Source organism: Gordonia sp. G4, from assembly GCF_057770005.1.
In genome coordinates this window covers 1,850,814-1,872,702 of the sequence record NZ_CM173442.1, presented here as the reverse complement: position 1 = coordinate 1,872,702, position 21,889 = coordinate 1,850,814, and the positions used below count along the sequence as shown (strand labels likewise).

Sequence of the window (21,889 nt, the reverse complement as noted above, 5' to 3'; positions counted from 1 at the left end):
GGGGATTTGGGTTTGTCACAGCATGGCTGACTACGATGCGCCTGTGCCGAAGTCGCCTGAAGTGTCCGCTGGCAGCGCCGACACCACCGCCGAAACCGCTGCGCAGCGCACGTCCGGCGAACCCCGATCCCGCACCGTCGCCCTCGTGGCCGCGGTCGCCGGTGTCGTCGCCGTCGTCGCCGGGGTCCTGACGCCCTTCCTCCCGGTCAGCACGTCCACGGCGTCGATCACGTGGCCGCAGCAGACGGGCGAGTCGGCGTCGGTCACCGCTCCGCTGGTCGCGCAGACCGCTCGCGACCTCGCGATCTCGATCCCCTGCCGCGTGCTGGCGACGACCCCCGATGACGCGTCCACCGTCGTGTTGTCGACGATGCCCGCGGCCGCGACCACAGCACGCGACGACGGATTGTTCGTCGTCGCCGGCGCCGACGGCGTCACCGTGTCCAACCGCAACAAGACACTTGCGTCGGCACCGCGAGACGCCCTCGCCGGCTGCGCCGAGCTCCGCATCCTCGCCGACGCCACGACGACCGGCGCGCAGTTCGTCGGCCTCCCCCGGGGCCGGCCACCGCGGGCGGCGGCGATGTCGGCCTCGCCGGGCCGTCGGCGAATCCGCAGATCGCCGGCGTTTTCACCGACCTCACCGCCGAACAGGTCCGGTCCGCCCCGGGATTCGACGTCCGCATCGAGATCGACGACCGGTTCGACTCGTCGCCGTCGATCCTGAAGTGGGTGGTGATGGTCGTCGGCGTCGGAGCGGCGGTCGTCGCACTCGTGGCCGTGGGACGTCTCGACCGCATCCACGGTTTCCACCGCCGCGTCGGTCGCCGTCTCCGGTGGCGCGCCGTGCTCCGGCCCGGGCCCACCGACATCGGTGTGACGCTGACGCTCGTGATCTGGCACTTCCTCGGCGCGGGATCACCCGATGACGGCTACATCCTCAACATGGGTCGCAACGCCGCCGACGCCGGATACCTCGCGAACTACTACCGCTTCTACGGCATTCCCGAAGCGCCGTTCGACTGGTATTACAGCTTCCTCGCCTACTGGTCGACCATCTCGACGACCGGCCTGTGGATGCGGTTGCCGTCGCTGTTGGCGGGCTTGGCCGCCTGGTTCATCCTGAGCCGGGTCCTGCTGCCCCGCCTGGGCGGCGCCGTCCGCCGGTCCCGGTGGGCGATGCTCACCGGGGCCGCGGTGTTCCTCGCGTTCTGGCTGCCGATGTGTTCGGGCCTGCGCACCGAGGGCATCATCGTGCTCGGCACCCTCGCGACGTGGTGGGCGGTAGAGGTCACGGTCTCCACCCGGCGGATGCTGCCGGCAGTCATCGCGGCGTTCACCGCCGCGATGACCCTCGCCCTGGCCCCGCACGGTCTCGTCGCGCTCGCACTTCTCATCGCGAGTGCCCGGCCCATGCTCCGCATCCTGGTCCGACGCCGCGCCGAAGACGGTCTCCTGCCCCTGCTGGCCCCACTACTGGCCGGGGTCGCAGTGGTCGTCATCCTCGTCTTCCGGGACCAGACCCTCGCGACCGTCTTCGAAGCACTGCGGATTCGCTACTCGGTCGGTCCGACGCTGGCCTGGTACCAGGAACTGCTCCGCTACTACTTCCTCGCGGTGAACACGACCGACGGCGCACTGGCCCGGCGCGTCCCGGTCCTGCTGTTCGCCGTCTCCATGTTCGTGGTTCTGGCGATCATGCTGCGGCGCAAGCGGATCGACGGGATCGATCCGGGCGCGGTGTGGCGGGCGCTGGGTGCCTCCCTGCTCACGATCCTGTTCTTGTCGTTCACCCCGACCAAATGGACCATCCAGTTCGGCGTCCTCGCCGGACTCGGTGCGGCGCTCGCCGCTGTCGCCTGCGTGGCGATCGGTCAGGCGGCACGCCGCACGCTGCGCAACCTGTCCGTCCTGGTCGCCGGGCTCCTGGTGGCCTGCGCGGCGGCCGCGGCGGGAAAGAACGCGTGGCCGTGGCCCGCCGACTTCGGGATCGCCTGGTTCGACAAGGCACCGGTCGTCGCGGGCATCCAGGTCTCGACCGTGCTGCTCGCCCTGGCGGTGCTGGCGCTGTTGTTCGCGACCTGGCAGCACCTCCGGATGGACTTCGTCGACGAGACCGGGCTCGCCCATGATCGCGGGGCGGCACCGGCCGGTTGGCGCATCGGTGTCGCATCCGCGCCGATCGCGGTGATCGCCGTCCTCATCGTCGTGAGTGAGCTCGCGGTGTTCGCCAAGGCCGCGGCGACCCGCGCGGACACCTTCACCATGCTGTCCGCGAACCTGGACTCGGCACGCGGAAACACTTGTGCGATGGCTGATTCCGTCCTCGTCGAACCCGATCCGAATCAGGGCATGCTGGCACCCGCGGGCGGTGGCACGGCGTCGTCGACCCTGCAGGGGCAGTCCGAGGGCTTCCGTCCCGACGGGGTGAAGCCGGATCTTACGCCGCAGGCCGGGGCCCAGAAGCCCGGCGCGATGAACACCTCGGCGGACCTGTCGAAGACCTTCATCGTCTACGGCAGCAATCCGGGCACCACCGGCGGAGTGGGTCCTCGTGGGGTCAACGGCAGTACCGCCGCACTCCCCTTCGGCCTCGATCCGGCAACCACCCCGGTGCTGGGAAGCCACGAAACCACCAGCGGCCAGGCCACTCTGACCACCGGCTGGTACCGGTTGCCCGCGCGCGACTCCTCACCGCTGATCGTCATCACCGCCGCCGGCGCGGTCTTCACACTCGACCGGGACGGTGTCCCGAACTTCGGGCAGTCGCTGGAGGTGCAGTTCGGCAGGCCGAATGTCGCCGATGGGAGGTTCGAGGAGGTCGGTGCTCCCGCGATCCCGATCGACCCCGAGCGGACGAACCGTCCGTGGCGGAACCTGCGTGTCCCGATGGACCGCGTGCCCGCTGATGCGTCCGTGATGCGGATCGTCGCCCGGGACAACAACCTCGATCCAGATCAGTGGCTCGCCGTCACACCTCCTCGTGCGCCCGTCCTGCGGACCCTGCAGGACGTCGTCGGCTCCACCGATCCCGTGCTCATCGACTTCGCCGCCGGCGCGGTGTTCCCGTGCCAGCGACCGATGACCGCCCGCCACGGCGTCTTCGACCTCCCGCAGTGGCGGATCCTGCCCGAGTCGTGGATTGCCAACTCACAGTCCAAGACCTGGATGGCCGCCGAGGACGGCGGGTTGCTCGCACCGGTCGAGGCACTGACGCGACCGGCGACCCTCGCCACCTACCTCGACAACGACTGGTATCGCGAGTGGGGCAACCTGCAGCGCCTGACTCCGCTGGCACCGCAGGCACGACCCGCGGACGTGCAGACGGGAACGGCGACCACGTGGGGATGGTCCCGACCGGGGCCGATCAGGGTGGTGCCCGAAGATGACTGACCGCAGCGACCCGCACGCCGGCCCGGCGAACCCCGACACCGGAGAAGAACGAGCAGACGTGGCGACCACCGAGACTTCCTCCGCCGAGAATCCCTCCGCGACCGCATCCTCCGGGGATGACCACCGGGACGGCTTCGCGGAACGCCACGCCGGCACCGCGCGTGTCGTCGCGATGGCCGCGGGAGTCGTCGGCATCCTCCTCGCGCTGCTCAGCCCGTTCCTTCCGGTCGACTACACCAAGGCCGAACTGACCTGGCCGCAGCAGGGTTCGGTGGGCAACGTGGCGGCCCCGAACGTGTCGTTCGTCCCGGTCTCCATGGACGTCGCGGTACCGTGCGCACTCGGCGCATCGTTGCCCGCGTCGGGCGGAGTGTTGCTGTCGACGGTGCCCGAAGGCGGCGCCGAGGCGGGCAAGGTCGGCCTCTTCGTCCGGGCCACCGCCGACTCGCTCCAGGTGGTGCAGCGAAATGTCGTTCTGCTCAACACCTCTCGTATAGCCGCGCAGAGCGCACCCGACTGTCGCATCGTCGTCGCAGCCGACACGAACGGTACCCGGGGTTCGATCGAAGGACTGCCGGATGCTGCTTCGGAGACGGGTGCGGTCCGCTCCTTCGATCTGCGGGATCCCAACGCCCGCCCGCAGATCATCGGCGTGTACTCGGGCCTGCCGGCCGATGTCAGCACCGAGGGCCTGTCGTTCCGGTCCACCATCGACACCCGATTCGTCTCCACGCCCACGACGCTGAAGTTCTGGCTGCTGGTGATCGGGATCGCGTCGACGATCCTCTCCCTCGCCGCACTGGCCGTCCTCGACGCCCGGGACGCGCGCGGACATCACAAGCTCTTCCCGGCAGGCTGGTGGCGGGTGCGCCCGGTCGACGGTGTCGTCGCCCTCGTACTGCTGATCTGGTTGTTCGTAGGCGGCAACACGGCTGACGACGGTTACCAGGTGACCGTCGGCCGGATCGCGAGCGAGGCCGGTTATCTCGACAACTACTATCGCTACTTCGGTGTCCCGCAGGACCCGTTCGGCTGGCATTACCACTACCTGTCGGCGTGGATGGAGGTCAGCACCGCGACACCGTGGCTGCGCCTGCTGCCGTTCCTGTTCGCGATGGCGTCGTGGTGGCTGATCAGCCGCGCCGCGATTCCCCGACTCGGACGTGCGGTCCGTGAGTCGACCCCGGCGATCTGGGCTGCGGCACTGGTCTTCCTGGCGGTGTGGATGCCGTACAACAACGGTCTGCGCGTGGAGCCGCTGATCGCGCTGGGCACGCTCTTCACCTGGGTGTGTGTCGAGCGCGCGATCGCGACCGGGCGCTTCTTCCCGCTCACGATCGGGATCATCGCGGCGGCGTTCACCCTCACCATCCATCCGACCGGCGTGATCGCATCGGTGGCGCTGATCGCCGGGATTCGGCCGTTGCTCAAGCGTTTCTCGCTGCGCCGCAAGCGGGATGGATTCTGGCCGCTGGCCGTGCCGATCCTCGCCGCCGGTCTCGCGGTGATGTTCGAGATCTTCGCCGACCAGCCGCTCGCGGCGATCCTGGAAGCGGTCTCGGTCAACGGGCAGGTCGGCCCCACCAACAAATGGTGGGAGGAGCCGATGCGCTACTACATGCTGATGAACCCCACCGCCGACGGCGGGATCGCCCGTCGCTTCGGGATTCTGATCGTGTTCACCAGCTTCATCCTGGTCGTGGTGATGCTGCTCAACCGGCGCCGGCTGCCCGGAATCGCAACCGGCCCCACGTGGCGTCTGGTCGCCATGGTCGCCGGTTCGGCGGTACTCATGGCGTTCCTGCCGACGAAATGGACCCACCAGCTGGGCGTCTATGCCGCGATCGGCGGCGTGCTCGCCGCGGTGGCGACCGCGTGCGCGGATCGCACCATCATGCGCCGTCGGCGCAATCGCACACTGTTCGCCGCGGCCTGCGCGTATGTCCTCGCGCTCGCGTTCTCCGGACGCAACCAGTGGTGGTACGTCGGCAGCTACGGAATTCCTTGGCGCGACGCGGTTCCCGATGTCCGTGGGATCCCGCTGTGGACCGGCATCCTGGCGGTCGCGGTGGCCCTCACCGTCCTCGGCCTGTGGCAGCACTTCCGCGACGACTACGTCGACGAGGTGGCCAGGGCCGGACGGCCGCGGTCGGTGTTCACGCGGTTGCGCAGCCCGTCGATCATCGTCGTGTCGACCATCATGATGCTGTTCACCCTCGTCTCGTTCGCCAAGGCGGACTGGACGCAACGCAATTCGTGGTCGTGGCTGAGTTCCAATGTCAGTGCTCTGCAGGGACGACCCTGCGCTCTGGCCGACGCCGTGCTGGTCGAGGACGATCCGAACGCCGGCCTGCTGGCGCCCGCCCGGGTCGCCGGGCAGAACAATCCCTCCCCGGGCGCGGCTCTCGCCGGCACCGGAATGGAGGGTTTCGACCCCGACGGGGTGGCGTCGGACCTGTCCGAGGAGACCGAGGAGGAAGCCGAGGGTTCCTCCTCGGGGACCTCGACGGCCGAGGTCGATCGCACGCAGACCGATCCGACCGACGACGGCAGCAGCGCCGAGGCCGAGACGACGACCGGTTCCAGCGACACCAGCGGCGGGCGGACCGCGCAGGCAGGGGTCAACGGGTCGACGGTGAAGTTGCCGTTCGGTCTGTCGCCGAGTGAGACACCGGTCCTCGGTACGTACAACTCCCCCAATGGCACCGGACGACTCACGTCCGACTGGTATCAGCTGCCGCAGAACAGGTCCGACGAGCGCCCGCTCGTCACCATGTCGGTGGCCGGGCAGGTCGAGTACATCGACGATCTCGCGGTCACCCGGCCCGGACAGCGCGTGCGGTTGCAGTTCGGGCGGGTGGCGCCCGACGGCACGGTGGCGCCCGCCGGACAGATGGTGCCACTCGACATCGGTGGTGCACCCGAATGGCGCAACCTGCGCTTCCCGATGGACCAGGCACCCCGCGGAGCGACCGTGGTCCGTGTCCTCGCCGAGGACACCTCGACCCTGCGCGACCAGTGGCTGGCCGTCACACCCCCGCGCGTGTCGTCGATGGTGACGCTCGATTCGCTGGTGGGCAGCGAGGATCCGGTGCTCATCGACTGGGAGACCGCGCTGGCGTTTCCCTGCCAACGGCCCGCCCAGGTCAAGTACGGGGTCCTGGAGACACCGCAGTGGCGTATCTCGCCGGACCGGGAAGGCGAACGGGTCAACTCGCAGCGTTGGATGGCCGGCGACTCCGGCGGTCCGCTGGGCATCGTCGAGAACGAACTGCGCCCCCGCGTCTACCCGTCGTACCTGCGCAACGACTGGGCGAAGGACTGGGGCATGCTCCAGAGCCTGACCCCGATCCTCCCGCAGACCGACGCCGAGCTCACCATCACCACCGACACCCACAACGGGCTCTGGACACCGGGACCCATGCGGGCGGTGAAGAACTGAGCTGCTGTGCGTCCCGCTCCCTGAGGAGCGAGCCTGCGAGCGTCACCCCGGCCTCCCTGAGGAGCGAGCCTGCGAGCGTCACCCCCGCTCCCTGAGGAGCGAGCCTGCGAGCGTCACCCCCGCTCCCTGAGGAGCGAGCCTGCGAGCGTCACGAAGGGTTTCGCAACCTGTCTCGCCGACCCTTCGAGGCTCGTCGTTTGCGCTCCTCGCACCTCAGGGAGCGGTAGAAGGCTCGTCGCTTGCGCTCCTCGCACCTCAGTATCTGCGGCCTGGCGGCCGTCGTGGACTCCGAAAGAACCTTAGTGAGCGTCCGAATTCTCTGCTCCCTGAGGTGCGAGCGAAGCGAGCCACGAAGGGCATCGCAACGTGCCTCACCAGGCACTTCGAGGCTCGTCGCTGATATGTAGTGCTGCTTTGTCAAGTTCCATGGCGAGTTGGCCTCCTTGCTAGGGGGCTGTAGTGGGGGTTGGCCACCTGTCAACGGCCAGTTTGATGTCCCCGCTGGTGGCCAGGTAAAAGTCCCCACCCTGTGCGGGATGTTCTAGGTGGGTGGCACCTCCGTTCGGTGTGTCATGCGGTAGGAGTCGCCGTCGGTGATGACGATGGTGGCGTGGTGTAGGAGCCGGTCGAGGATGCTGGCGGCGGTGGTGTGTTCGGGCAGGAATCGTCCCCATTGTTCGAAGGGCCAGTGGCTGGCGATCGCGAGAGATCGGCGTTCGTAGGCGCCGGCGACGAGCCGGAACAGTAGTTGGGTGCCGGTGTCGTCGAGTGGTGCGAATCCGATCTCGTCGAGGATGAGCAGATCTTGGCGTAGCAGGGTGTCGATGGTTCTGCCGACGGTGTTGTCGGCCAGTGGTCAAGTCCCAAGTAGTGGTGTAACTCGTTTCTGATCCTTCGTCGGGCTTTCAGGCAGGCAGTTCGATCAGCGGGTCGGTAGTGGCCTCCGTTGTTGTGGTGGTGTCGGTGGTCAGGGTCAGTCGGCATCGGTTGAGGACCTCGAGGCCGAGGTATCGGCGGCCTTCGGCCCACTCGTCGGTCTGCTCGGCCAGGACCGCGCCGATGAGTCGGATGATGGCGTCACGGTTGGGGAAGATACCCACAACGTCAGTGCGGCGGCGGATTTCGCGGTTGAGTCGTTCGGTGGGGTTGTTGGACCAGATCTGTCGCCACACGTCATCGGGGAAGCCTGTGAAGGCCAACAGGTCCTCTCGAGCGTCACCGAGATGGTCAGCAACCTTGGGGAGTCTGCCTTCGGTGTATTCCAGGAGTCGGTCGAACTGCTCGTGCACGGCGGTGGCGGTGGGCTGGTCATAAACGCTGTGCAGCATCGCTTTGACCGCCGGCCACATGGACTTGGGGCACACCGCCATGAGGTTGGCCGCGTAGTGGGTACGGCACCGTTGCCACACGGCGCCGGGCAGGTTCGCCGCGATCGCCTCGACCAGTCCGGCGTGGGCATCAGAGGTCACCAGACGCACCCCGCCCAGCCCGCGGGCGACCAGATCGGCGAAGAAGGTGTTCCAGGAGGCTTTGGTTTCGCTGGTCGCTACTTGCATGCCCAACACTTCACGGTGGCCATCGCCGTTGACGCCGGTGGCCAGCAGGACAACGGCTTTGACGACCTGCTTGTTCTCGCGGACTTTGATCGTCAGGGCATCTGCGGTGACGAAGGTGAACGGCCCGACCTCGTCGAGGCGACGATGGCGGAACGCTGTGACCTGCTCGTCGAGGTCGGTGGCCATGCGTGAGACCTGTGACTTCGACAGCGAGTCGATGCCGAGAGTTTTGACCAGCTTGTCCATCCGGCGGGTCGAGACTCCAGCGAGGTAGCAGTCGGCCACGACGGTGATCAGTGCTGACTCGGCCCGCTTGCGGCGTTCGAGGAGCCATTCGGGGAAGTAGCTGCCCGAACGTAGTTTGGGTACCGCGATATCGACGGTCCCGACGCGGGTATCCAGTGGCCGGTGGCGGTAGCCGTTGCGGTGGTTGGTGCGCTCTGGTGTGCGTTGGTTCCATTCGGCTCCGCAGACCGCGTCGGCATCGGCCGACAGCAGCGCGTTGATCATGGTTTGCAGCAGCTCACGCATCAGATCTGGTGATGCCTCGGCCAGGGCTTGGCCAAGAAGGCCTGCAGGGTCGACAATGTGGGGTGCGGTCATCGCGATGACTCCTCGAGGATTCTGTGGAAGGTTGACTCGAAGGATCACGCGGTGGCCGCTCTGCATCCGTTAACGACACGACGTCGATAACGAACTCGGCCACCGAGTTACACCACTCTATGGGGCGCTACCCGGCCAGTCCGCGATACAGGGTCTCCACGAGGTCGGCGGCGGTGAAGTACCGCACTTTGTGTCCGGCGTGTACTGCGGCGATCCCCAGCCCGATCAGGGTGTGACTCTTACCCGTCCCGGCTGGGCCGATCAAGGCCAGATTGTGTTGGGCTCGAACCCATTCCAGTGAGGATAGGTATTCGAAGGTATTGGCCGGGATGGAGGATGCGGCCACGTCGAACGATTCCAAGGTTTTGGTGACCGGGAACCCGGCAGCTTTTAGTCGGTTGCGGATGTTGGAGGCATCACGAGCGGCGATCTCGGCTTCGACCAGGGTTCGCAGTACTTCTTCGGGTGTCCATCGCTGGGTTTTCGCGGTGAGCAGGACCTCGGGTGCGGTGCGGCGGATCGAGGCGAGCTTCAATCGGCGTAGCGCTTGGTCGAGGTCGGCCGGTAGTGGCGGCACTGTCTGAGGTGCAACGGGTGTCGATGTTGTGGTGGTCATGACACCTCCTTGTCGCCGGCGCCGAGCTTGTAGGCATCCAGCGAGCGGGTGGGCGCGGTAGGCAGGTGCCCGAGCAGTGCTGTGCCGGCCGGTCGCGGGTTGGGGGTGCCGGCTCCGGCATCGAGGATCGAGCGCACATCGGCGGCCTTGAACCGTCGGAATGCCACCGCCCTGGTCAGGGCGGTGAGCACCTGTTCGTGGCCGTGGGAGGTGACGAGCCCGAGGATGTCGTCGAGTTCACCGCCCAGGCGGGTGTTCCCGATGGCCGCGGCACCGACCAGGAACTGCTCAGCAACCTCACCGAGATCGCAGAACTGCTTCTCTGCTGCGGTTTTGGGTCGTGGTGCACGACTGGGCGGGGTGCGTGGCCCCCCGTAGTGGGCATCGTTGAGGACGACCTCTCCGGGTGCGGCCAACAGATGATCGGCGACCACCTCACCGGAGGCAGGTTCGGCGATCAGGAGCCGTTCACCGTCCTGGATGAGGGTCACGGTGGTGCCGATGAGCCGGTTGGGTACCGAGTAGCGGGCCGAGGCGTACCGGATACAGGAGAGGCGATCGACCTTACGGGTGACCGGCGGTGGACCGACCTGGGCCCGCAGAGACGGCAACGGGCTCAATGTGTCTCGTTCGATCGTGAGTTGGTCAGCAGGCACGCACAGTGTGTCGCTGTGACGGCGGGTGTTGACCTCGACACACCAGTCCCGCGCGGCCCGGTTCGCTGCGTGCACATCCAGCTGCACGTCGTCACGACCAGCAGCGATCTTGGCTTCGGTCCACAACGGCTGCGCCAGATCCGACTGCGCGTACCCGCAGAGGTTCTCCACGATCCCTTTCGATTCCGGATCGGCGCCGTGACAGAAGTCCGGGGAAAACCCGTAGTGGGTGGCAAACCGCACATACGTGGGGGTGGGTACGACGACGTTGGCGACGACTCCACCTTTGAGGCAACCCATCCGATCAGCGAGTACCTTGTTGGGCACTCCACCGATCTCTTCTAACGCTTCGGCGATGAATCCGAGTGTGGTGATGGATGTTTCGTTGGTGGCGAACCGAACGAACCGCCACCGCGAGAACGCCAACACCGCGCAGAACATGTGCAGCCCGCCGATTACGGCCCAATCGATGACCAGGTAGTCACCCGGAGCCCACACCGCCGGGCGGCGGCCACGATGATGATCACGGCGCCACTGTGTTTTCTCCTGGGCGACGAGACGACGGAAGTTGCGGGCCGAGCCCTCATAGCCCGCGGCACGTGCTACCGGCAGCAGTCGCTTGGCGGTGATCCGGCCGTGTGACCGCTCGACTCGCTCAGCGACCAACTCGGCGACCGCATCGTAGTTGCGGGCCCGTTCCTTGCGGTCGGGTGGTTGATCGTCGGCCTCGAACCGGTCGACCACACGCTTGACGGTCTTGTGGGTGGTGCCGCACACCTCGGCTGCGGCGCGATAGCTTCCGAGTTCTCGGTAAGCAGAAATGATGTCCATACGGTCCTTCGCAGACTTCAATGGAACTCCCAGGCGGTGATGGTGATCGGTTGGCACCTTCACCGTCATCGCCTGGGCCCTCAGTTCCGGGTCGACACGACGAACACAGGGTGGGGACTTTTATCTGGCCACCAGCGGGGACCTCGACCTGGCCACCAATGGGGACTTTCTCATGGCCATGGACACCACCCGCCGCGGTGTGTGGTGGTCGTTACTCGCGACGGTGTTGTCGGACTGATATACGCGGGTTGGTTACCGCTCAACGGTGTTCGACAGGAGATGAAAACGCTGACCGACGGGTCTATGTAAGCGTGCGTACCGTGCACCCAGAGGTGCTGGCGCACATAGCGACGCCGTGGATTCGTTCCCTGTTCACCACAGCGCAGTCGCGGCGGGTGGCCAAGATTGTGTGTCAGTGCTGGTTAGTCGTCGAGCACCGCCAGCGACCAGCACCAGCCGGCGAGCTCACGAGCGATCGCGGTGTTGGCCACGCAGGGATGTTTGCTGCGGCGGTCGAATTGTTGCCAACGCTTGTGTAGCCGTCGGTTGCCGGCATGGCCACGGGCGCGGGCCGAGGGTGAGGCGGCCTCCCACCGACGGCGCATGGTCTGTCCGGGCGTGCCGTAGGGCCGCCGGTGTTGCCAGGCCGCCTCGACCAGCAACCGCCGCACGTGGGCGTTCCCGGCCTTGGTGATCGATCCCTGACTGCGGGTACCGCCGGTCGAGTATTCCGAGGGCACCAACCCGGCGTAGGGGCCGATCGTGGCGCCACTGAACCTCGACCAGTCGCCGATCTCGACGGCCAGAGCGAACGCGGTCAGCGTCGACACACCCCGCAGACATGACAATCGGGTGACCACAGCCCGCCACGGATCGGTGGCCGCGGTCTGTTCGATCAGCTCATCGAGGCGGTCTCGGCGTGCGGTCACGCTCAACACCGCGTCCAGGTCGTTGTCGAAGGCGGCTTGCAACAGCGGCAGCTCGAAACGTTGACGCTGCAGCCACTGTTGATGAACACCGGTCCAGGGTTTCCCGCCGGAGTAGACGATCCCCTGGCGCAGAAGCAGTTTGGACAATCGATGCCGCGCCCGCATCAGGTCGCTGCGAGCGTCCTCGCGGGCGCGGACCAGATCACGGGCCGCTTCGGTACCCTCCTCGGGCACACCGACCGCGACTACCTCGCCCAGGCGCAGCAACTTCGCCAGGTGCGCAGCGTCTCGGGCATCGGTCTTGACGCGGTCCCCGGCTGGCCGTTGCAGCTTCGAGGGCGCGGCAACCACACACTCCATCCCGGCCGCAGTGATCGCCCGAGCCAATCCGAAACCCGTCGGACCGGCCTCGTAGGCAACCCGCACAGGCGGAGCCAAGCTGTGAAGCCAGCTCACGATGGTCGCCGCATCGGGAACCAACGTCTCCCGAATCACGTTGCCGCTGTCCTCATCGATGGCGTGAGCGACCACCGAACGTGCGTGAACATCCAATCCGACACTTGTACCCTGAACAATCACCGGAGGCCTCCTGATCTGCAATGTGGTGCTACCGCCGAGTGTGAACTCAGCAGCAGCAACCCACGATGTGTTTGCAGCTTGAGGCCTTCGGCCCCAAGGCCCTCATACCGTCTATCGCTCCTCGCACCTCAGGGACCAGGGGTTATCCGGTTCTTTCGGATTAGGGAGCGGTAGAAGGCTCGTCGCTTGCGCTCCTCACACCTCAGGGAACAGGCGGGGGTGTGGGTTCTGCGGTTCTTTCGGATCAGGGAGCGGTGGGAGCTCGTGGCTAGATCGGCATCAGGAAGTGCTTGCGCGGGGTCTTGAGGACCTCCTTGTCGCGCAACTGCGCCAACGCCTTCCGGAGCTGCAGACGGGTCTCGGCGGGTTCGATGACCGCGTCGACGTAGCCGCGCTCGGCGGCGAGATACGGCGTGGCCATCATCGTGTTGTAGAAATCGATGAACTCACGACGGATCTTGTCCGCCTCGGCGGCCGACAGCCCCTCGGTCTGGCGTCGGGTCAGCACGGCAGCAGCCGATTCCGCGCCCATGACCGCGATCTTCGCTGTGGGCCAAGCGAAGTTGACGTCGGCACCGAGGTGCTTGCTGCCCATCACCGCGTAGGCGCCGCCGTAGGCCTTGCGCAGCACCACCGTCACCTTGGGCACGTCGGCCTCGACGTAGGCGTACAGGAATCGCCCCGAGCGCCGGATGGTGCCCTTCTGTTCCTCGGCAAGACCCGGCAGGATGCCCGGCGTGTCCACCAGGAAGACGAGCGGGATGCTGAAGGCGTTGCAGATGCGGACGAAGCGGGTCGCCTTCTCCGACGAGTCGGTGTCGAGTACACCCGACATCACGCTCGGCTGATTGGCGACAACACCCACCGACCGGCCGTCCACGCGGGCGTACCCGGTGATGATGTTGGGCGCGAACAACTCTCCGACCTCGTGGAAAGCGCCGTCGTCGAACAGCTTGATGATGATGTCGTGCATGTCGTACCCGGCGTTGTCGTTGTCGGGCATGAAGTCGTTGAGCGACAGGTCGGACTCGGTGATCTCCGGTTCCAGACCCGGGTTGATCACCGGCGGCCGCTCGTAGGCACTCGACGGCATGTACTGCAGGTACTCACGGACCCAGTCGAACGCGGCCTTCTCGTCGGTGGCGACGTGATGGATGTTGCCCCACCGCGCCTGATTGTGTGCGCTGCCGAGGTCTTCGGCCGAGATCTCCTCGCCGTTCACCTGTTTCAGCACATCGGGGCCGGTGACGAACATGTACGACTTGTCCTCCACGGCCACCAGGATGTCGGTGTTCGCCGGGGTGTACACCGCGCCGCCGGCGCACTTGCCGAGGATCACCGACACCTGCGGCGCGAGACCCGACAGCAGGTCGTTGCGACGACCCATCTCGGCGTACCACGCGAGCGAGGTGACCGCGTCCTGGATGCGCGCACCGGCGGAGTCGTTGATACCCACCATCGGACAACCGATCTTGCCGGCCCATTCCATCAGCGAGGCGACCTTGCGGCCGAACATCTCGCCGACGGTCCCGCCGAAGACCGACTGGTCGTGGGAGAACGCCGCGACCGGACGACCGTGCACCAGTCCGTGTCCGGTGACCACGCCGTCGCCGTAACCGCTCTCGGCCGCACCCGGCATCTTGGCCAGCGCGCCGATCTCGACGAAGGTCCCCGGATCGAAGAGCATGCTCAGACGCTCACGCGGAGAACAGATCCCCTTCGCGGCGCGTTTCGCGAGCGCCTTCTCGCCTCCCGGTTCGCGGGCGGCCTCCAGTTTCTGACGGAGGTCGGCGAGCTTGCCTGCGGTGGTGTCAGTCACGGTCCTTCTTCCTACTTACCAAGCCGGGCGACCCGATCGGCGAGATCAGCACCGATCTTGCCGATGTACGGCTCGTCGACGATCGACAGGTGGTCACCGCCGACGTGGATGATCTCCAGGTCGTCGACCACCTCGCCCCAGCGTCCGTCCTCGTCGATCTCGGCCCACTGCGGCTCGAGTTCGATTGCGCCTGCGTGCATCTTGTCGGCCCGGTACAGGACGACCTTGCCGTCATACGGTTGCGGCGCGATGCTGCTCAGCACGCGGTTCTCGATGAACGAGGTCCGCTGGTGCTCGATGATGCCGCCGGGGATCTTGGTGCCCGACATCGACATCATCTCCATGATGATCGCGAACTGGCCCTCGTCGTCGGCCTCGACGAGTCGATCCATCGGGATCGGCACCTCGGGGTCGAGATCGTAGTTGCGGATCGCGAAATCCTTCCAGCGCTCGAGTCGGGCCCGCTTGCTGTCGGGGGTCTCGGTCATGTCCGCGCGCGGACGCACCACGTCGATGAGCCCGACGAAGGCGACCTCTTCTCCGGCCTCGCGCAGCAGTTGCGCGACGCCGTAGGCCAGGGCTCCGCCGAAGGACCAGCCGACCAGCACGTACGGCCCATGGGGCTGCAGTTCGCGGAGCCGCGGAAGGTACTCGCGCACACGCTCTTCGATCGTCCCTTCGATCCCGCGGTCGAAGCCGATGACGGGCCGGTCCTCAGGAAGACGCTTGAGGAGGGCCTCGTATGCCGACGTGTTGCCGCCCGCGGGATGGAACAGCAGGATCGGTGTCGGGTCGCCCGCAGACGGGTCGTAGACCTTCTTGCCGTCCGGGACCAGGCGCAGATACCGCAGGAACCCATCGGTCGACGCACCGGCGTCGAGGTGGTCGCGAACGTAGTTCGCCATCTCCTCGATCGTCTCCGAGTCCAGGATGTCCTCGACGTCGATGTCCCCGCCGGTGCGCTCGTTTAGCCGGTCGGTGAGCTGCTGTGCGACGTCCTCCGACAGGACCGGCAGCTTGTTGAAGATGCCACCGGCCGAGGCCTTGGTCACGACCGCGTAGGTGCCGAACGTCAGGCGTTCGGCCGCATCGCGTGGTGGCACATCCGAACCCGCGGCCTCGGCGACCGCGCGCTGCGAGGTGATGTCGGTGGCCGGTGCGGGCGAGTCGGCCTGTACCGGCCGGCTCGGCACCTCGGGCGCCGGCGAGTTCGCCACCGCCTCCTCGACGTCGGCGACGTCTTCGGCGACATGCCGCTTCGGCTCCGGCGACTCCTCGGTCGGTTCCACGGACTCGGCCGCGGTGGCGGGAGCCGGTGCGTCCGCACCCTTGGCGTTCTGCTCGTCGATGTAGGCGTTGAGCGCGGCAGTGTCGAGTTCGCCTCCGCCGGCGGCGTTCTGGGCGAGATCGTCGAGCTGGTCGCGATGCTCGACCGCGAACTCGACGAACTTCTGCACGTCGGCCAGATTGGCCTGCCGCATCGCCTGCAGCTGCAGCTGGGGGATGTCGAACTCGTACTCCACCCGGTTCTTGATGCGGACCGCCATCAACGAATCCAGACCGAGCTCGATCAGCGGGATCTCGCGCGGCAGGTCCTCGGGGTCGTATCCCATGGACTCACCGACGATGACCGCCAGCCGATCTCCGACCGACTCACCCGATTCGGGACTCCACCGGTTGCCGATGTCGTCGACGACCTCGTCCTCGACGATCACGGTGTCATCGGCGAACACCTCGGCGCCCGACGGCTTCTCCGCCGCGGGTGCCTGGGTGACCGCACCCGCTGCGTCGTCGAGATCACCCGTGACCGCGGCCTCGAACAGTAACTGGAAGTTCTTGTCCGCCTTCGCATGCACACTCACCGCAGCACCACCGGGGTGCGGACTGAGCGTCGTCGTCAGGGTTCCCGAGGTGGGGATGTCGCCATGGGCGACCGACGCCCCGACGCCGGCATTCGTCAGCACCTGCGCCGCCGCGGCCCGCACCAGTTCGCGAGGATCGGTCACGGCCGAGGCATTGACCTCCCAGGCATGCCGGCCGTCGGGCAGCGCGACGTGCGAACCGGGGACGGTCCCCGCCGATCCGCCCGAGCTGATGCTGGCGGTGAGCCAGAAGTCCTTGCGTTCGAAGCGGGTTCGCGGGATGGCCGCGAAGCCGCCGCCGCCGAACAGAGATGCGACGTCAACCCGGTGCCCGTGCACGTACAGTTTCATCAGGGCGTTGACGAGACCGTAGCTCTCGTCCTCCTTGCGGCGCAGCGTCTCGATGAGCTCCGCATCGTGCAGACCAGCCGAGAACGTCACGGCCGCAACGGAGATCAGGACGGCCGGATTGGGCGAGAGTTCGAGGAAGGTGCGGTGGCCGTTCTCCACCGACTTCGAGATCGCCTGGCTGAACCACACACTGTGGCGAAGCCCCTTGGTGAAGTAGTCGATGGTGTGCACCGGCTCGTGGCCGGCCCGGTAGAACGCCTCACGGTCGACCGAGCTGTAGAAGCCGATGGTCGGACGCAGCGGTTCGATCCCGGTCAGCTCGTAGGCGAGTTCGCCCAGCAGCGGGTCGGTCTGAGAGGTGTGGCTTGCGCCCTTGGTCGCGAGCTTACGACCGAGTTTGCCCTCTTTCTCGGCACGTTCGACGATGGCATCGACCTGCCCCTCCGGTCCGCCGATGACCGTATGGGTCGGCGCGGCGTACACGCAGATCTCCAGGTCCGGAAAATCGACGAGGACGTCGTTGATGTCGTCGGCGCTGTACTCCACGAGTGCCATCCGGCGGATGTCGTCGCCCTCCAGCATCGCCTCGCCCTCACCCATCAGCCGCGAACGCTGGCAGATGACGCGCGTCGCATCCTCCAGGGACAGACCGCCGCTGATGTAGGCGGCCGAGGCCTCACCCATCGAATGAGGCACGAGCACACCGGGTTCCGCACCGTGGTGGCGGAGCGTGTCGGCGAGCGCGACCTGGATCGTGTAGATGCCGACCTGGCTCTGCTCGGTTCCGTAGGTCTGTTCGTCGTCGACGAACATCTCGGCGATCGAGTATCCGAGTTCGTTCTGCACCAGCTCGTCGACACGGTCGACGTACTTCGCGAAGATCGGGTTCTCGGTGTAGAGCTGCTTGGCCATCTTGCGGTGCTGCGACCCGAAGCCCGACAGCAACCACACGGCGGACGCCGCATCGGGCGAATCCGACGAGTAGACGAGCGGATTGCTCTTGCCCTCGGCCACCGCCCGGATACCGGTGATCGCGTCGTCCAGAGTCCGGGCCATCACGACCGCACGCGACCGGCCGTGATTGCGGTGCGCCAGTGCCCGGCCGATGTCGGCCAACGGCGTCGCCCGCCCCTCGTCGGAGTCGAGCCACTCGAGCAGATCCGCTGCGGTCTTGCGGCGGCGAGACGGCAGGAAGCCCGAGATGACCAGCGGCACAACCGAACCCTCGACCGCACAGGGGGCGAAACCGGCCGCCGGATCCGGCGCGGTCTCCACCACGGCGGTTTCCACGTTCTTCGCCTGCGCGGCGAGCACGGCACGCTCGGCCTCGGTCAGGTACACGTCCTCGTCATCGATTTCGACAGGCTCAACCGGCTGGGAAGGTTCGTCGGCCAGCGACGCCGACGCCGGGAGTTCGGCCGCGGCGGCATCTCCTGCCGCCGACGACTCCGGTGCGAGATCCCCGGGCAGCACCTCGCGCACCACGACGTGCGCATTGGTGCCGCCGAAGCCGAAGCCGGAGACACCGGCGATAGCGTGGCCCGAATACCGCGGCCAGGCGGTGGCCTCCGGGATCACCTTCAGCCCGTTGGTGTCGAACTGGATGTAGGGGTTGGGGCCGTTGTAGTTCAGCGACGCCGGGATCGTGCCGTGCTGCATCGACAGCACGACCTTCGCCAGCGCACCGGCACCGGCCGCGGACTCCATGTGTCCGTAGTTGGTCTTGACCGAACCCAGCAGCATCGGTGCGTCGGCGGAGCGGCCGCGCCCGACGACACGTCCCAGCGCGTCGGCCTCGATCGGGTCGCCGAGGATGGTGCCGGTGCCGTGCGCCTCCACATAGTCGACGGTGCGCGGGTCGACGGCAGCGTCGGTGTACGCGTCGCGGAGCACGTCGACCTGGGCCTCTGGATTCGGGGCGGGCAGACCGTTGGACCGACCGTCGGAGTTGATCGCCGAACCGGCGATCACCGCGAGGACCTGGTCGCCGTCGCGCCTGGCGTCCGACATCCGTTTGAGGACGAACAACCCGCCGCCCTCGGCGCGGATCATGCCGTCGGCGTCGGCGGAGAAGGCCTTGATGTGCCCGTCCTTGGCCTGCGCGCCGATCCGGTCGAAGCCGAGGGTCGCCGCAGGCGTGATGAGCATGTTGACGCCGCCGGCCAGAGCGAGGTCGGACTCGCCGGTGCGCAGACTGCGCACCGCCTGGTGGACGGCCACCAGCGACGACGAGCACGCGGTGTCCATCGCGATCGACGGGCCGCGGAAGTCGTAGAAGTAAGACACCCGGTTCGCCACGATCGCGGTCGAGGTGCCGGTCAACGCGTAGGCGGCCGTGTCCTCGGCGCCCTCGCTCAGCCCGAGGGTCGCCAGCAGCTGGTAGTCGTTGGTGGAGGTGCCGATGAACACGCCGACGGGCGCGCCCTTGAGATCACTCGGCGGGATGTGCGCGTGCTCCAGCGCCTCCCAGGTCAGCTCGAGCGCGAGTCGCTGCTGCGGGTCGACCATCTCGACCTCGCGCGGACTCATCTGGAAGAAGTCGGCGTCGAACGAACGGACATCGTCGAGATAGCCGCCGCGGGTGTTCGCCGACTCCAGGACCTCGAGGAGACGTGGATCCGACTTGAACTCCGTCCACCGGTCCTCGGGCAGATCCGAGATCCCGTCGACACCGGCGATGAGCGCCTGCCACGTGGACTCCGGCGTCGTGCCGGACTTCGGGAAACGAGTCGACAGGCCGACGATCGCGATGTCGTCGTCGGCGCTCCGTTCACGCTGCCAGAAGGTGTCCGAGTCGTCGTCGAGACCCTCGTCGGGATCGCCCTCGATGATCCGCTGCGCGAGCGTCGCGATCGTCGGGTGGTTGTAGACCACCGTCGCGGTGAGGATCACCCCGGTCTTGTCCTCGACGTCGGCGGCGAGTGCCACCGCGTCACGGGACGAGAGACCGAGTTCTTCCATGGGGCGGTCGACGGCGATCTGTTCGACCGGGAGCCCGGTGGCCTGGGACACCCACTCGCGCAGCCAATCACGAAGCTGGTCGACAGTGAGGTCACCGGCGGTCTCACCGTCGGTGCCGGCCACGGCCGGATCGATGGTGCGGACCTCGTCGGTATTCAGTTCAGACATCGCTTCCAGACTACTGATCTCGGGGCACCTGAACTGGTGCCGGGTGCATTATGAGCCCGCAGGGTGTCCGGGCGCGGCATCTCGACGCACTCACCCCGCCCGGGTCCGCAGGATCGCTACTCGGCGTCCGGGAACGCCGTCTGCTTGTAGCCGCCACGGAGGCTGCCATCGATGTAGGCCGCACGTGTCGCACGGCGCGCGATCTTGCCCGACGACGTGCGCGGGATCGAGCCGGCCGGCACCAACAGGACGTCGCGAACCATCACGCCATGGCGCTGTGCGACCGCGGCGCGCACGGTGTCGGCGACCTCCTGCGGGTCGGCCTTGCGGCCGGGTCCGCGCTCGGCGACGATGACCAGCTGCTCGGACGCGTCGTCGGCGTCGGGCTTCAAGCCGCTGCCCGCGAACTCGAAGACCTCGCCGGGCAACTGGTTGGCCGGTACCGAGAACGCGGCGACGAAGCCGGGGCGCAGCGCGTCGCTGGCTTCCTGCGCGCTGTACTCGAGGTCCTGCGGGTAATGGTTACGGCCGTCGACGATCACCAGGTCCTTGACACGCCCGGTGATGTACAGCTCGCCGTCGAGCCAGACCCCGAAGTCGCCGGTCCGCATCCAGATCGCGTCCGCGGGCGCACCCTCGGCGTGGCTGTTCTCCGGGAGCGGGGTGACCAGCTTGTTGTGGAAGGTCTCCTCGGTCTCCTCCGGCTTGTTCCAGTAGCCGGCGCCGATGTTGAGGCCGTGGAGCCAGATCTCCCCGACGTGACCGTCGGGCTGTTCGGTCGCGGTCTCGGAGTCGACGATGGTCGCCCACTGGCTCACCGCGACCTGTCCGCAGGAGACCTGCGCGACCGCGTTGGGGGCGTCGGCGTCGACGAGGGTGAAGCTGCCGGCGTTGAGGTCGTCGCGGTCGACGTAGACGATCTTCGCCTCGTTCTCGCGCTGGGTCGCGGACACGAACAGCGTCGCCTCGGCCATGCCGTAGCACGGCTTGATCGCCGTCTTCGGCAGCCCGTACGGCGCGAACGCCTCGTTGAACTTCTTCATCGAACTGACGGTCACCGGCTCGGAACCGTTGATGAGCCCGATGACATTCGAGAGATCCAGCTCTTCGCCCTCCTTCGGCAGACCGCGCGCGGCGGCGTGTTCGAAGGCGAAGTTGGGAGCGGCGGCAAAGGTCTCGGCGCCGTCGGCGGCCGCGGCGAGCTCCTTGATCCAGCGGCCCGGACGGCGCACGAACGCCTGCGGGCTCATGATCGTGATGTAGCGGCCACCGAGGGCGGGCAGGATCACGGTGAGCAGACCCATGTCGTGGAACATCGGCAGCCAGGTGACGCCGCGGGCCTTCTTGTCGATGCCGATGGTGTCGGAGATCTGCAGCACGTTCGCGGCCACGGCCTGGTAGGTGATCTCCACACCGGCGGGGACCCGCGTCGAACCCGAGGTGTACTGCAGGTAGGCCACGGTGTCCTTGTTGTGGTCCCGACCGGCGACCGGCGCGACCCAGCTGGACCCCACCGAATCCGGGACGGCGTCGACGGCGATGACGCGCGGACGCTCCTTGGCCGGCAGCGGCGCGAAGAAATCGCGCACCGCCTCGGCGGACTTCGTCGACGTCAGGATGGCCGTGGGCTTGCAGTCCTCGAGGACCGCGTGCAGCCGATCGGTGTGGCCGGGCTCGTCGGGGGAGAAGAGCGGCACGGCGACGTTGCTGGCGTAGAGCGCCGCGAAGAACCCGATCACGTACTCCAGCGACTGGGGCGCGAGGATCGCCACACGGTCGCCCGGCTTCGTGACCTGCTGCAGACGTGCCGCAACCGCACGCAACCGCTTACCGAACTGCGCCCACGTCAGGTCCTGGGGCTCGCCGTCGCGCTCGCGGCTGTAATCGATGAACCGGTAGGCCAGCGTGTCGGCCTGCTCACGGACGTTCTGCTCGACGTAGTCGACCAGCGTCGCTTCCTCGGTGAAAGAGATGTTCCCGGTCTCGTCGATGAAGTCTTCGAGTTCAGTACTCAGCATTCATTACTCCTGTGCCCCCTCGTGGACTCCCCCACGCGGGCGCAGATCTCCGGCGAGGTGTTGGCGACGCCACCACGCAGTCCTGCCGTCCACGCCCTGTGCCGA

7 protein-coding genes and 3 pseudogenes are annotated in these 21,889 nt (G+C 67.2%); 2 read left to right on the top strand and 8 right to left on the bottom strand.

The annotated features are described in order from the left end of the window. Positions 1 to 22 precede the first annotated feature (22 nt). Positions 23 to 3,393, top strand: a pseudogene (locus AC3B5T_RS08240) (arabinosyltransferase domain-containing protein). Next, positions 3,386 to 6,835: an arabinosyltransferase domain-containing protein gene (locus AC3B5T_RS08235; RefSeq protein ID WP_488358503.1), complete on the top strand. Its 3,450-nt coding sequence runs from the start codon at positions 3,386 to 3,388 to the stop codon at positions 6,833 to 6,835. The pseudogene AC3B5T_RS08240 and the gene AC3B5T_RS08235 overlap by 8 nt, the downstream one beginning before the upstream one ends. Before the next feature lie 541 nt (positions 6,836 to 7,376). On the opposite strand, the pseudogene AC3B5T_RS08230 reads toward AC3B5T_RS08235, so the two are convergent. The 8 genes and pseudogenes from AC3B5T_RS08230 to fadD32 form a co-directional block, all read right to left on the bottom strand. Beyond that, positions 7,377 to 7,688, bottom strand: a pseudogene (locus AC3B5T_RS08230) (ATP-binding protein); the annotation flags it as partial. Between the two features lie 52 nt (positions 7,689 to 7,740). Continuing rightward, complete coding sequence (locus AC3B5T_RS08225; protein WP_488357822.1) at positions 7,741 to 8,994, bottom strand: IS256 family transposase; 1,254 nt, start codon at positions 8,992 to 8,994, stop codon at positions 7,741 to 7,743. A gap of 133 nt (positions 8,995 to 9,127) precedes the next feature. Next, positions 9,128 to 9,610 (bottom strand): annotated as a pseudogene (locus tag AC3B5T_RS08220) (ATP-binding protein); the annotation flags it as partial. Then, on the bottom strand, positions 9,607 to 11,118 hold the full coding sequence (gene istA, locus AC3B5T_RS08215) for an IS21 family transposase (RefSeq protein ID WP_488357390.1): 1,512 nt from the start codon (positions 11,116 to 11,118) through the stop codon (positions 9,607 to 9,609). The gene istA and the pseudogene AC3B5T_RS08220, both read right to left, overlap by 4 nt. A gap of 401 nt (positions 11,119 to 11,519) precedes the next feature. Continuing rightward, positions 11,520 to 12,605, bottom strand: a complete 1,086-nt coding sequence (locus tag AC3B5T_RS08210) for an IS110 family RNA-guided transposase (protein WP_014924910.1) — start codon at positions 12,603 to 12,605, stop codon at positions 11,520 to 11,522. Between the two features lie 268 nt (positions 12,606 to 12,873). Further along, positions 12,874 to 14,424: an acyl-CoA carboxylase subunit beta gene (locus AC3B5T_RS08205; RefSeq protein WP_010844859.1), complete on the bottom strand. Its 1,551-nt coding sequence runs from the start codon at positions 14,422 to 14,424 to the stop codon at positions 12,874 to 12,876. Between the two features lie 11 nt (positions 14,425 to 14,435). Further along, entirely contained in the window at positions 14,436 to 19,766 is a 5,331-nt protein-coding gene (gene pks13 / locus AC3B5T_RS08200) for a polyketide synthase Pks13 (RefSeq protein WP_488358502.1), read from the bottom strand. A 116-nt stretch (positions 19,767 to 19,882) separates the two neighbouring features. After that, positions 19,883 to 21,784: a long-chain-fatty-acid--AMP ligase FadD32 gene (gene fadD32 / locus AC3B5T_RS08195; RefSeq protein WP_010844857.1), complete on the bottom strand. Its 1,902-nt coding sequence runs from the start codon at positions 21,782 to 21,784 to the stop codon at positions 19,883 to 19,885. Between the last annotated feature and the right edge of the window lie 105 nt (positions 21,785 to 21,889).

Bases quoted from the DNA above. Each gene is read 5' to 3' on its own strand.
- AC3B5T_RS08225 (WP_488357822.1), bottom strand. From the start codon at position 8,994: ATGACCGCACCCCACATTGTCGACCCTGCAGGCCTTCTTGGCCAAGCC.
- pks13 (WP_488358502.1), bottom strand. From the start codon at position 19,766: ATGTCTGAACTGAATACCGACGAGGTCCGCACCATCGATCCGGCCGTG.
- fadD32 (WP_010844857.1), bottom strand. From the start codon at position 21,784: ATGCTGAGTACTGAACTCGAAGACTTCATCGACGAGACCGGGAACATC.
- AC3B5T_RS08235 (WP_488358503.1), top strand. From the start codon at position 3,386: ATGACTGACCGCAGCGACCCGCACGCCGGCCCGGCGAACCCCGACACC.